Origin of the sequence: Treponema sp. TIM-1, from assembly GCF_046533115.1 — a bacterium.
GTDB lineage: Bacteria > Spirochaetota > Spirochaetia > Treponematales > Breznakiellaceae > JAIRMO01.
Window position 1 is genome coordinate 242,914 of sequence record NZ_JAJQRC010000001.1, and the last position, 13,590, is coordinate 256,503.

A 13,590-nucleotide genomic window follows, 5' to 3' on the forward strand; every position below is an offset into this window, starting at 1 on the left:
AAGGAGTTGGTATGAAAACGTTAATTGTTGATGAGTCCCATGTTTTATCAATACAAGAGATTCCTATTCCTGCATATAAGGACTGTCAAGCCCTGGTAAAAACCCTCAGCTGCGGGGTGTGTAACGGTACCGATATGAAGGTCATCCATGGCACTTTTAAGAATTTCAGTACCTATCCCGCTGCCCTGGGGCACGAAGGGGTTGGTAAAGTAGTAGAAGTAGGGAGCAAAGTCCGGAACCTCCGGGTAGGTGATATTGTCCTTTTACCCTTCCTTGAGGAGAAATCGGGAGAAATATACCCAGGGTGGGGCGCTTATTCCGAATATGCCGTGGTGGGAGATGCGGAAGCCTATATAGCAAACGGGATGGGACCGGGAACACCGGAATTCTCCGAAGGATACTTTGCCCAGACGGTAATCAAGCCAACGGATAAGGTTGATCCGGTGGAGGCGTCGATGATTGTCACCTTTCGGGAGGTATTAAGCGCCATACGGCGTTTTGGCTTTGAGCCGAATGAAAACGTACTTATCTTTGGTGCGGGGCCTGTAGGTCTCTGTTTTACTAAATTCTCAAAACTTCTTGGGTTAAAGACGGTTATTACCACCGATATTGATGATGAAAAGGTAGATTTTGCCAGACAGATGGGGGCTGATTATGCCTTTAACAGTCAGAAGGGTGATATCAAGGCCGAAGTAAAAAAGATGTTCCCCGACGGTATAGATTATATGGTTGACGCCGTGGGGATCAACCAACTCATCAATCAGGGGATGGAGCTTGTCCGGTATAACGGCAAAATATGCTGTTACGGCATTTCACCTAAACTCGGCATGGACCTAGATTGGAGTAAGGCGCCGTATAACTGGTCCCTTGATTTTATACAATGGCCCTCAAAAAAAGAGGAAGGGGATGCCCATGCCCAGATCATGGCATGGATCAACCTGGGGGTGTTGGATCCAAAAGATTTTATCTCCGATGTTTTTGATTTTGAGCATATTATTGACGCCTTTAAACTGGTGGAAGAACGGAAAAGTTCAACCAAAAAGATAGTGATCCGTTATTATTGAAAACCCAAGGAGGATGCCATGAGAGAATCAAAACTATTTTGTGCCTTGCCGGAATATATAAGTACCCCTGACAGCATGGCCATTGACCGGCACGGTAATCTGGTACTCTCCTGTCCAAATTTTGCGGAGACCGGTAGTTCCGGCTGTGTCGTAAAAATCAGCATGGAGGGTAAGGTTACCAAATGGTTTGACGTACCGGTTCATCCCGAAACCGGCGTTGCCCGGAATATGGGTATTGCCTTTGATGACGATTGGAATGTATACCTTTGCGATAATCAGGGCTGGAGTGAACGTCCTGAGCTTATCTTTAAAGGAAGGATCCTCAAAATTACCGTAGATGATAACGGAGTTATTGGTAAAACAACGGTGGTCGCCAAAAATATGGAACACCCTAACGGTATACGGATAAAAGACGGCTGTATGTATGTAACCAACAGCTACATGCATCCGGTAAAGCGGGATGACGGAAAACTCACCAGCGGGGTATACCGTTTTGCGCTAACCGAAGAAGAGGTCGATATAAAAAACGACTTAACCGACAAAAATCTTTTCGCGTCTTTTGTTACCCAAAATCCCTCCTGCCAATACGGCGTGGACGGGATCGTTTTTGACAGCCGGGGAAATCTGTATATCGGCAATTTCGGCGACGGGGAGGTCTTCCGTATCACCTTTAATCCTGACGGTTCCCTCAAGAGCAATATTTCATTTGCCAAAGATTCAACGCAGCTTCAGACAACCGACGGCATGATATTCGATGCCGAGGGAAACCTCTACATTGCCGATTTCAGCGTCAACGCCATTGCTAAAGTGAGTCTTGACGGCAGGGTAGAACGTATAGCCCAGAGCCCCGATTGTACGGGACTTGAGGGCGGATTGGACCAGCCCGGTGAGCCTATTATCTGGCACGGACGGATCATCGCTTCCTGTTTTGACCTGGTAACCGGACCGGATAAGGTAAATACGGCCCATGAGATGCCTGCAACCCTCGCAGAAATCGCCCTGTAGGGCAGGTGGAAAAGAGCGCGTTTTTTTGATATATTTTTAATTCGTTGTGAGGGTTTTATACCCCGCGGTTTTGCCGTGGTCATAAAGGTATGAAACGAATATAATACCTTATGAGTACAACCATACCTCCTATGCGGGATTGGTTGATTGAGGTGTAGGATGGGAAAATTTATTCTTGCCCATGATCTTGGTACAAGCGGCAATAAGGTTACCCTGTTTTCCCTTGACGGAAAACAGGGGGCGAGCTGTTTGTATGAATATCCGACCCGGTATCCAAAACAGAACTGGGTAGAACAGAATCCCGACGATTTTTGGAAAGCGGTGTGTCTTTCCACCCGGCAGCTTTTGGAGGAGACCCGTCTTTCCGGCAGCGATGTGGCGGCGGTTTGTTTCAGCGGGCAGATGATGGGATGCCTCCTGGTTGATTCCGAGGGTAATCCCCTGCGTCCCATGATCATCTGGGCGGATACCCGGGCGGGTACGCAGGAAGCGGAAATGGAGCAAAAGCTGGGGATGAATTATGTATACCGGACCACCGGGCACCGGATTAGCGCGTCCTATTCTGCGGCAAAACTCCTGTGGGTGCGGGATAATGAGCCTGAAGTTTACCACCGGGCGTATAAGATGCTTCACGCTAAAGATTATATCATCTACAAACTGACAGGAAAATTCGTTACCGATTACAGCGATGCTTCGGGGACTAATCTATTTGACCTCGTAAAGAAAAGGTGGGACAAAAACATCCTGGATACCCTGGGTATTTCGCCGGCTCTGCTCCCCGAGGCCCACCCTTCGACGGACAATGCCGGGGGCATTACGCTGGAAGCGGCCCGGGAAACGGGACTGGTTGAGGGAACTCCGGTCATCATTGGCGGGGGGGACGGAAGCTGCGCCTGTGTCGGCGCCGGCGTGGTGAGCGAGGGCAGCGCCTATAATGTGTTGGGCTCCTCATCGTGGATTTCCCTGGCAAGCGCTGCCCCGGTATATGATCCCGAATTACGGACCTTTACCTGGGTCCACCTCGATCCCGGGTTGTATACCCCCTGCGGTACCATGCAGGCGGCGGGGTATTCTTATAACTGGTATAAAAATACCCTCTGCGGGGGTGAGATCGCGGAGGCCGCCAAAAACGGGGGAAATCCTTACCGTCTCATTGATAATGGCGCATCCGAGGCGGCCCCCGGCGCCGGCGGGCTGCTCTACCTCCCCTACCTTTTGGGGGAACGCTCCCCCCGGTGGAATCATGAGGCCCGGGGCGCCTTTGTGGGGCTTTCTATTACCACCTCTAAGGGGGATATCTCCCGGGCGGTGCTTGAAGGAGTCGGCTTTAATCTCAAGATCATCCTGCAAATTCTTGAACAGGGCGCTGTCGCGCAGGGCGGTATTGATAAGGTGATCATGATTGGGGGTGGAGCCAAGGGCGCCGTATGGCTGCAAATTCTCGCCGATATATGGCAGAAACCCCTTGTCGTCCCCGTCTATACCGAAGAGGCGACAAGCCTTGGGGCGGCGGTTTGCGGAGGGGTAGGTATCGGCGCTTTCAAAGATTTTTCGGTTATCTGTCAATTTAATGGACCAGTCAAAACTATTACACCCCATCAGGAGCTTGCGCCGGTCTATGAAAAATTATTTGGAATTTTTAACCGTACCTATGATTCGCTCCTTGATGTTTACCACCGGCTTGCGTCGTTAAGGACGACCTAGGGAGCTGCAGGAAGATCCTCCGGCGTTAACCTCAAGTTGGGGGTAGTACCGAATCCCTTGTAATTTCTTATCAAAATAGGATACAATTCTGGTATTGGAGAGGGGGTATGCCGGAACAGCCTTTTTATCGCTGTGGGCTTTATTTTACCTGTACCCGTTGTTCGGCTTGCTGCCGGTATCAGCCGGGTTATGTATTTTTATCGAAAAAAGACGTGGAAATTCTGGCGGCGGAAGTAAAAATGGTTTATAATGAGTTCATAGAAGTTTACTGCCGGTGGGTCCCTCAAGGAGGAGGGCTGGAACGGCTTTCGCTGAAAGAAAAGTCCAATTATGACTGTATTTTTTGGAAAGACGGATGTTCGGTTTACAAAGGACGTCCCCTGCAATGTAGAAATTTTCCGTTTTGGTATTCCGTCCTTGTTTCTCGCGAGACATGGGAAACAGCGGCGGCATCGTGTCCGGGTATGGGAAAAGGTAACCATTATAACATGGATTATATCGAAGCATGTTTAGCCCAGGGAAGGGCGGAATCCATTATTACCAGAAAAATCTGATAGCCAGCAGGAGATAAAAATGCGCATCCATTTTTGGGGTGTCCGTGGATCCCTTCCGGCGCCGCAGATGCCGTCCCAGATAAAAAGTAAAATCTCGTCCATCCTGGAACGGTTAAAGCCTTCTGATATTGAATCTTCCGAAAGTAAAGAACGATTTTTGGCAGGGCTTCCCCCATGGCTTTTTGGTACGGTGGGGGGAAATACCCCCTGTGTTTCAATCAAAGTTGACAAATCCGATGGATTTATTGTTTTTGACAGCGGTTCGGGATTACGGGAAATGGGTATGGCCATGATCACGGAAAAGCCCAAGCCGATTCACTACCATATGTTTTATTCTCATTTTCATTGGGACCATATCCAGGGATTACCTTTTTTTAATCCTGCCTATGATCCCTCGGTATCCATTGATTTTTATTCCCCCATGGAAAACCTAAAGACCGCCCTCTGCGGACAGCTGGCCCCTCCCTACTTTCCGGTATCGATGGAATCCATGACGTCAAAAAGAACCTTCCACCGGATAACCGGAAAAGTGACGGTTAATTCGGTGGAAATTTCCTATAAAAAGATGAACCATCCCGGCGGTTCCTATGCTTACTCGGTAAATGACGGCAGGCACCGCTTTATCTATGCCACCGATACGGAATTATCCGCCGCTGATTTTATACGGCAGGATGAAAACACCCTTTTTTTTGCCGGGGCGGATATTATCGCGCTGGATTCTCAATACACCCTGGGGGAGGCAATTGAAAAATACAATTGGGGACACAGCGCTTTCAGTATGGCGGTGGATTTTGCCGCTAATTGGGGGATCAAACATGTGGTTTTGTTTCACCATGATCCTACCTATGATGATAGAAAGTTGGTCAATATCCTGCAATCCGCCCGGTTGTATACGGAGCGGATGGGTATAAAGGATATGGAAATTTCCCTGGCCACGGAAGGCTTGGAACTTACCTTATAACACCTGAGGGAGAAATGTCCCGTATTATTCATATTGTGGTTAGAACCGTATGTGTTTTTTGGGGGATGGCCTTATTATGCGCCCTCTTGGGTCTGGGGGCGGTGATTTATTTCAATGCTCCGCCGTCCCTCCAACCCCCAAGCGGCAGCCACGAGGCGCTGACCATAGAACCGGAGGGGAAGGTAATTTTGGAAGTCCGCAACGGGGAAAGCGCCGCTTCGGTGGGGCGGCGCTTGCTGGAAGCGGGGATTATCCGGAGCCACTATTTCTGGGATCTCCTTTTCTATATCGACAAACGCTACATAAAAGCCGGAACTTATCAGCTGACCCTGCCGGTAAGTCAGCTCGAAATACGGGCTATCCTGGTGGCGGGCCGGCAAATTCTCAAGCGGGTAACCATACCGGAAGGGGTTACCCTGAAAAAAATGGCCCGGATCCTGGCCAACGAGGGGATCTGTGACGAAGCGGGGTTCCTCGCCGCCGCGGCGAACCGGGAAATCCTCAATCACTATCGAATACTGGGGGATACCATGGAGGGCTATCTCTACCCGGATACCTATCTCTTTTCCCCGGGGTATCCTCCGGAACTGGTGGCTAAAGCCATGGCGGATACCTTTTTTAAACGGCTGGCGGAAATCCAACATGACCTGCCGGACTTAAGTCCTGAGGAACTCCATAAACGGGTGATCCTCGCTTCTATCGTGGAGCGGGAGTACCGCCTTGATGAGGAGGCCCCGATAATGGCGGGGGTATTCTATAACCGGCTTAACATAGGAATGGCCCTTCAGTCCTGCGCCACCGTGGAATACGTGATTACCGAAATTCAGGGGAAACCCCATCCGGAGGTTCTGTATACCCGAGATACCGAAATCAGGGACCCCTATAATACCTATATCAGGCCCGGATTACCCCCGGGACCTATTTCCGCCCCCGGTATGGTTGCCTTAAACGCGGTTTTTAACCCCCTTTCCAGCGATTATCTCTATTTTCGCCTGATAGATCCCGCCGTGGGCAGGCATTATTTTTCCAAAACCCTGGATGATCATATCAAAGCGGGAACACTCTATGTTAAGGGTCCTTCCCTATGAGTTATATTGCCGAAACCACCATCCGGGAGCTTAATGACCGGATGGACGCCGTGGCCCTGGTGGGGGATTATGTACGGCTTGAAAAACGGGGAAATCGGTATTGGGGGCTTTGCCCCTTTCATAACGAAAAAACCCCCTCTTTCACGGTGGATCCCGAACGGAAGATGTATTATTGTTTTGGCTGCCACGAGGGGGGAGGGGTGATAAATTTTATCATGGCCATGGAGAAACTCACCTTTCCCGAGGCGGTTGAAATCCTGGCAAAACGGCTGGGGATCGAAGTGGTCTATGAAAATACCGGGGGAAAGCCCAAGGATCCGGGGATTACCACCCGAATAGACGAACTTTCCGAGTTATACCGCCGGGTAGCGGTGAGTTTTAACCATTTTCTTATGGAAAAACCCCAGGGAAAGGCTGCGAAGGATTATATTTTAGCCAGGGCAATAAATAAAGAAACGATAAATCGGTTCCGTTTGGGCTATGCCCCGGCGGATAAGGCCTGGCTGTTCAATTTTCTTTCTCAAAAGGGATATACGGAAAACTTTCTTGCCCAAAGCGGTCTTTTTTTTAAAAATAACCCCCGGACGGCGTTTTTTAGTGACCGGCTGATGTTTCCCATCGCGGATCGGCAGGGGCGGACCACCGCCTTTGGGGGGCGGATCTTATCCGGGGACGGTCCCAAATATATCAACTCCTCGGAATCGGAGATCTATAAAAAGCGGGAAACCCTCTTTGCCATTGATTTAGCCCTGCCGGAACTCAGAAAAACCCGGGAGGTATACCTGGTTGAGGGGTATATGGATGTGATAGCCCTCCATCAGGCGGGGATCATCAACGCGGTGGCCCCCCTGGGAACGGCCTTTACCGATGAACAGGCCAAACTCTTACGGCGCTGGGTGGAGCGGATCTACCTTATTTTTGATACCGATGAGGCGGGGCAGGCCGCGGCGGTCAAGGCCATCATGACAAGCCGGAGAAATGCCCTGGTTTGTTCCGTGATATCCCTAAAAAACAACCGAGACTTAAAGGATCCTGCGGATATTTTAAAAGAAATGGGCCCGGAGGCGTTGCAAAATACTGTAAAATGTTTTATAAATGACCTTGAGTATCTTGTAATGCGCAGTAAGGCGCTATATGATCTTTCCGATTCCGAAGGGAAGGCTCAGGCGGTGGCTTTTCTGTTTCCGTACTTGGAAATTTTGGATTCGGAGGTGTCCCGGGAGGCATCTATAGAAGTTATTGCGGATGCATTTGGGGTTGAACGTCAGGCGGTACTTTCTGACTATGGTCATTATCGTCCCGGGGAACTGCGGTCGAAGAAGACGATGGTTCCCCAACAATCTGCCGGGTCCGGGGTAAAACCGGTTCGGATGAACGAAGAATTGTTTTTGCTGACCGTGGTTTTTTTTAACCCCGGATTGTATCCTAAGTTGCTTTCGGCTTTTACGATTGAGGAATTAAAGGATCCTCACGCTAAAGAGCTGTTTATCGCCCTGGATGAGTGGTATCGGAACGATTCTTCCGGGATGGATGATCTTCTGTCCCGGGTTAAGGACGAGGCTTTACGTAAATTTGTACTGGAACGGGGGACTTCCGAGGCCTTTTCCGTCCATGTGGAACAACTTGTTTCAGACGGAATAAGGCGGATAAAACAGAAACGGCTTGAACGCAGACGGGCCGAAATAGTAACGGAACTGCGTATCATGCGGCAGGGAGATATCGGACACCGGACAGCGGATCTCCTGGCCGAAAAAGTGCATATTGATGCCGAATTACATCGTTTTAAGGAACATAACGAATGACGGATTTGCAGCTTGATCCTGCTGTTTTGAAGTTGATTGAATACGCAAAGGAAAAGAAATCCCTTTCCTACGATGAACTTTCCGATTTTTTACCGGAACATATCGCCAATTCCGATAAAATAGAGCAGGTCCTCGCCCTCCTGGAAGCAAATAACGTTCAGCTTATTGAGGATGACGGTTCCGGAGAGGATGAAACCGAGTCGGATCCGCGTAAAAACGCGGAATCCGAAAAAAAACGGCTCGTATACAACGACAAAGAATCGTCGGTGGATGATCCTATCCGGCTTTACCTCAGGGAAATAGGCCGGGAAAACCTTCTGACCGCCGAACAGGAGATAGAACTCTCCAAACAGATGGAAGATGGGGAAAATATCATCAAGGGGGTGATAAAAAAATCCGGTATGATCATCCCCGAATTCTACCACATTGCGCTCCGGGCCTTTTCAAAAAAAGATCCCCGGGAATTAAGCCTTTCCAAAAAAGAAATCACCGAATACATGACCGAGCGCCGCAGGCTCAACCAATTTTATAAGGAAACCCTTCGGCTTATCGGCGGGGAGCTGAAAAATTATATCGAAATCAAGCGGCGGCTTTTAAGCCGGGGTTTGGACTTTTTTGATGATCAGGAACTCAATGAGATCCGCGGCCGGATTCTGGAGGTTATCGAGATTGCCGAAATCCATCCTGATGAAATTACCAGTTTTTCTGAAAAGTTCATTCAGGCGGCAAAAAAGATAAAACGGTATAAAAAAGAACAGGAACGGATAGAAAAACGGCTCCGGGTGGGATCCTTAAAGGAACTCCGTGCCTTGGGCCGGGGCTTGACCATCAAGGAGGAGCGGGAGCGGCTGGAAGAGGATCTGGGCCTTTTATCGGATGAAATAAAAGAACTTATCCGGCATATCCAGGTGACTGAAAAAAAACTCCGTCAGATGGAATCGGAATTTGAGGAATCCATCGAAAGTATCAACCAAATGGCCAAGGAAATAAGCCGGGGCCGTAATTTAATGAAAAGCGCTAAGGATAGACTTATTAAAGCGAATCTTCGCCTGGTAGTCTCCATTGCCAAAAAATATACCAACCGGGGGCTTCATTTTTTTGATTTGGTTCAGGAGGGGAATATCGGCCTTATCAAGGCGGTAGAAAAATTCGAGTATCAAAAGGGCTTTAAATTTTCCACCTACGCGACCTGGTGGATTCGACAGGCCATTACCCGGTCCATATCGGATCAGGCCCGGACCATCCGGGTTCCGGTCCACATGATAGAGCAGATCAACAAGGTGGTACGGGAATCCCGGCAGCTTATGCAGGTTTTGGGGAGGGAACCCACGGATGAAGAAATCGCCGAGCGCCTCGGCTGGACTACCCAACGGGTAAAATCGGTAAAAAACGTGGCCCGGGAGCCCATATCCCTGGAAACTCCCATTGGAGAAGAGGAGGATTCCCTTTTAGGAGATTTCATTGAGGATAAGGACGTAGAAAATCCGGCAAATCAGACCGCCTTTACCCTGCTTCAGGAACAGCTTTCCGGGGTACTATCCACCTTGCCCGCCAGGGAACAGGAGGTACTTAAAATGCGTTTCGGTCTTGATGACGGATATTCCCTCACCTTGGAAGAAGTGGGGCTGTATTTTAATGTCACCCGGGAACGGATCCGGCAGATTGAGGCCAAGGCCCTCCGCCGGCTTCGGCATCCGCGGAGGAGCCGGCGCCTAAAAGATTATTTGGATCATTAAAAAAGGATTGATTTTTCAAAATTTGACATTTGAGCCGGTTTTAAAACTTAAATTTTTTGAAACCGGCCTTGGGAAAAGCGGCTTAACGTCCGTTTTTTCTCCTAAATTTAAGGTCGCTGTTTCAAAATCACCGGTGCTGCCGGACAAAAGGATTCTGAAACAGCCTCATTTTTAAGGGGTAATCCATGGCTATGGAAGATGTGTTTGATAAGCTGCGTACCTTGCAGGATATTCTTTCAGAAAAAATAAGTTTAGAGCAGGACATTCAGGAAATTCCCAAACTTCTGTCAACCCAGGAGGAACTTTTAGCCCGGCTTAAGAAGACTTTTATTGAAAAAAATCAGGATTATGAAAAGGCAAAAAACGCGGAAATAGAATATCGTAACCTGTTGGTAGAAGCGGAAAGCGCCCGGGAACGGGCCGAAAAAAATATGGATTCCATCAGTACCCAGCGGGAATATGAGGCCCTGGATAAGGAAATTCGGGACGCCTCTGAAAAAGAACAACAATACCGTAAGGATCTTCAGCGGGAAGAGCGTCTTTTGGCGGACTTGGATGAACAAATAAAACAAAATACCGCCCTTATTGAACAGCAGGAACAGGAATTGGCGGAGCGCAAGGCGGGTATTGAGGCGGAGATAGCGGAAAAAACCGCCCAGGTTGAGAAACTGTTGGAGCGGGAAAGGGAGACAACCCCGGGCCTTGATCCGGAGGTGCTTTTTAAATTCGAGCGGATCGTCAAAAATAAAATGGGCCGGGGTATTGTGGCCATCAGGGGGGGGGTATGTATGGGATGCCACATGATCCTACCCGTCCAGTTTGCCAATACGGTGCGGATGGGAGAAGAAATCGTCTTTTGCCCCTATTGTTCCCGAATTCTCTTTTATGAAGAGTCCGAACAGGGGGAGGAAGATTTCTTCGATACCGAAGATGCGGGAAGTCTGTCTGACCTGGATGATATGGACGATGATGAATATGATGAGGATGAGGAGGAGGATGAAAAAATAAATATTGATTACGACGAATAGCCTGAAAACCTTAAGTTATAGCGATGAACCAGGTTGCCGCAGCCTAAAAGGCTCTGTACCCTTTAGGTTGAGGAAAGTCCGGGCTCCGTAGGGCATGATGCCGGGTAATTCCCGGGCGGGAAGATCCCAAGATCTTTCCGACAGAAAGTGCAACAGAAAAAATACCGCCCAGGGGCTTACGGCTTATGCCGTGAACCCTTGAGTAAGGGTGAAATGGCGGGGTAAGAGCCCACCGGGGGGCCGGTAACGGTTCCCGACGGGTTGTTGGGGTTTCCCGCAACCTCTGGCAAGCCTCATCAGGAGTAAAGTCAAGCAGCGGAAAACGGCCCGTTTTTTTCCGCGGGTAGACTGCAAGGATGCCGTATGTAAATACGGCGCCAGATAGATGGCAACCGGAATTTCCGCTTTTGGGCGGAAATTCGACACAGAACCCGGCTTATGGTTCATCGCTTTTTCTTTCCCCACGGCTATTTCAAAAGGTACCGACGGTACGTACGTAGGTTTATTCTGAATTCTGCCCGTTAGCTTTGTTGATTTTTTCTGCAAAAGAAAGTAATATAGTTTGTAATACTATGTTTAAACCACGTTCCTGGTCTGATTATGGCCGTTACGCCCACCGTAATCAGAAGGTTAACCGAGGGGTGATTATTATTTTTTTCAGTATCCTCATACTATCCGGGGGAGTGTTTTTTGGGAGCAGGAGAAGCAGGCTGGGGAATGATCGAAAAGAAATTCTGCGGCTTTGGGAAGAAGCTTCCTATGAAGAAGTTTTTAGGATAACCCAGGATAAATTACAAACGAATCCCCTGGATTATTTTTTGTTAACCACCCATGGTATGGTGGCTTATCAGCTTGCGGTTGCCCAGATCAATAATTATGATACCCTGGTCTATATAGATAGGTGTATCTGGTCATTACGGAAGGCCCTGCTGATTAATGACGGGGCAAAAGACGGCAGAATTTTCTATGTATTGGGCAAAGCTTATTACGAAAAAGGGGTGGGTTACGCGGATTTGGCGGTAAAATTTCTGGAAGCGGCCCGGGAAGTCTCCTACGATGCCCGGGATATTCCTGAATACTTAGGGCTTGCCTATGCGGGGATCCATGATTATCATAGTAGTGTCGCGGCTTTTAGTTTGGCTTTGAACCCGGCCAATGATTTTGAAAGAAGGGTTGAAAATAATTTGGAGGGTCCGCCGAATCCGGCGATTTCCGCTTACCCCCAGGATCTATTACTTTTAGCCATTGCCCGTTCCTATTTGGAGTTGGATGAATCCGATACGGCCAAGGCGTATCTTCTTCGCTGTATAGAAACGTCCATGGATTCCCAGGTTATTATCACTGCCCGGTTCCTTTTAGGGGGGCTTTTTGAAAATTCCGACGATAAGGAAGGCGCCATATCCCAATATCTTACTATTATCGAAGAATCGGGAGAAAACGCGGAAGCCCATTACCGCTTAGGCGAGTTATACGCTTCCATGGGTGATACCGCCAGGTCCCGTTTTGAATGGCGGACGGCTATGAGGATTGATCCGACCCACAAACAGGCAAGGATACGGCTGAATTTATAATTTTGAAGCAATGGGGCCTATGAGGCCCGGGAGGAAATATGTTTGGAAAAAGTTCTTCAGATATCGGCATCGATTTAGGAACCTGTAATACCCTTATTTATATACGCGGGAAAGGTATTGTCATCAACGAACCATCGGTGGTGGCGGTAGAACGGGGTACTAAACGGGTTATGGCCGTAGGAACCGACGCAAAAAATATGCTCTGGAGGACTCCGGGAAATATCATAGCCATCAGGCCCATGCGGGACGGGGTTATTGCCGATCTTGAATCCACGGAAAAGATGATCCGGTATTTTATTTCCAAGGTACTACCCCGGTACCGTTTTATAAAGCCCCGGATGGTTATCGGCATTCCCTCATGCATTACCGAGGTGGAACGCCGGGCGGTGGAAGAAAGCGCCTATAAGGCAGGGGCCCGGGAAGTGAAGGTTATTGAGGAAAGCCTGGCCGCCGCCATCGGCGCGGACATTCCCATCTTCGAACCCGCAGGACACATGATCTGTGATATTGGGGGGGGAACCACGGAAGTCTCGGTTATTTCCCTGGGCGGTATGGTGGTTACCAATGCCATACGTCTTGGGGGAGACGAATTTGACGAAGCGATTATTAAATATGTCCGTAGCGCCCATAACCTTATCATCGGTGAACAGACCGCGGAACGGTTGAAAATAGAGATCGGTAACGCCGCGCCGGATAAAACCATCGAAAAAGTTGAAATTAAAGGGACCGACGCCATTACCGGACTGCCCCGAAAGCTGGAAATTGATTCGGTCGAAGTTCGGGATGCCCTTAAAGACCCCATAACGCAAATAATTGATGAGATAAAATCAACCCTGGGGCAGACCCCGCCGGAATTGGCAGCGGATATTGTGGAGCGGGGGATAGTCATGACCGGCGGTGGTTCCCTCCTCAAGGGGTTTCCAAAACTCATCTCCAAGGAAACGGGGGTGCCGGTGATCCTCGCGGAACGTCCCCTGGACTGCGTTGCTCTGGGGGCGGGTAAATATTTTGAGAATGCCAAGGGTTTTGACAATACCCGCAGTATTTACGATAACCTGAACGGTTAGTTTTATGCGG

At 49.1% G+C, this 13,590-nt stretch carries 11 protein-coding genes and 1 other RNA gene; all 12 read left to right on the forward strand.

Features of this window, described 5'->3' with window-relative positions; translation table 11 throughout:
• Positions 1 to 11: 11 nt before the first annotated feature.
• The 12 genes from LQZ21_RS01070 (at position 12) to LQZ21_RS01125 (ending at position 13,580) form a co-directional block, all read left to right on the forward strand.
• On the forward strand, positions 12 to 1,064 hold the full coding sequence (locus LQZ21_RS01070) for a zinc-dependent alcohol dehydrogenase (RefSeq protein WP_411042246.1): 1,053 nt from the start codon (positions 12 to 14) through the stop codon (positions 1,062 to 1,064).
• An 18-nt stretch (positions 1,065 to 1,082) separates the two neighbouring features.
• Complete coding sequence (locus LQZ21_RS01075) at positions 1,083 to 2,069, forward strand: SMP-30/gluconolactonase/LRE family protein (protein ID WP_411042247.1); 987 nt, start codon at positions 1,083 to 1,085, stop codon at positions 2,067 to 2,069.
• Between the two features lie 159 nt (positions 2,070 to 2,228).
• Complete coding sequence (gene xylB / locus LQZ21_RS01080; RefSeq protein ID WP_411042249.1) at positions 2,229 to 3,773, forward strand: xylulokinase; 1,545 nt, start codon at positions 2,229 to 2,231, stop codon at positions 3,771 to 3,773.
• Positions 3,774 to 3,880: 107 nt separating this feature from the next.
• The gene (locus LQZ21_RS01085; RefSeq protein ID WP_411042251.1) at positions 3,881 to 4,327 is read left to right on the forward strand and encodes a YkgJ family cysteine cluster protein; all 447 of its coding nucleotides are present in this window, start codon (positions 3,881 to 3,883) and stop codon (positions 4,325 to 4,327) included.
• 19 nt (positions 4,328 to 4,346) lie between these two features.
• Positions 4,347 to 5,288, forward strand: coding sequence for an MBL fold metallo-hydrolase (locus LQZ21_RS01090; protein ID WP_411042252.1), 942 nt, complete (start codon positions 4,347 to 4,349; stop codon positions 5,286 to 5,288).
• A gap of 14 nt (positions 5,289 to 5,302) precedes the next feature.
• Entirely contained in the window at positions 5,303 to 6,376 is a 1,074-nt protein-coding gene (gene mltG, locus LQZ21_RS01095) for an endolytic transglycosylase MltG (RefSeq protein WP_411042254.1), read from the forward strand.
• Complete coding sequence (dnaG, locus tag LQZ21_RS01100; protein ID WP_411042256.1) at positions 6,373 to 8,178, forward strand: DNA primase; 1,806 nt, start codon at positions 6,373 to 6,375, stop codon at positions 8,176 to 8,178. Before mltG ends, dnaG begins: the two co-directional genes overlap by 4 nt.
• A complete protein-coding gene (rpoD, locus tag LQZ21_RS01105) occupies positions 8,175 to 9,914 on the forward strand; it encodes an RNA polymerase sigma factor RpoD (protein WP_411042257.1) in 1,740 nt (579 codons plus the stop codon). Before dnaG ends, rpoD begins: the two co-directional genes overlap by 4 nt.
• 185 nt (positions 9,915 to 10,099) lie before the next feature.
• Complete coding sequence (locus LQZ21_RS01110; RefSeq protein WP_411042258.1) at positions 10,100 to 10,942, forward strand: zinc ribbon domain-containing protein; 843 nt, start codon at positions 10,100 to 10,102, stop codon at positions 10,940 to 10,942.
• Positions 10,943 to 10,962: 20 nt separating this feature from the next.
• An RNA gene (rnpB, locus tag LQZ21_RS01115) (RNase P RNA component class A) lies at positions 10,963 to 11,396 on the forward strand.
• A 118-nt stretch (positions 11,397 to 11,514) separates the two neighbouring features.
• Positions 11,515 to 12,513 (forward strand): tetratricopeptide repeat protein, encoded by a 999-nt coding sequence (locus LQZ21_RS01120; protein ID WP_411042260.1) that lies wholly within the window; start codon positions 11,515 to 11,517, stop codon positions 12,511 to 12,513.
• Between the two features lie 38 nt (positions 12,514 to 12,551).
• Positions 12,552 to 13,580: a rod shape-determining protein gene (locus LQZ21_RS01125; protein WP_411042262.1), complete on the forward strand. Its 1,029-nt coding sequence runs from the start codon at positions 12,552 to 12,554 to the stop codon at positions 13,578 to 13,580.
• Positions 13,581 to 13,590: the final 10 nt, after the last annotated feature.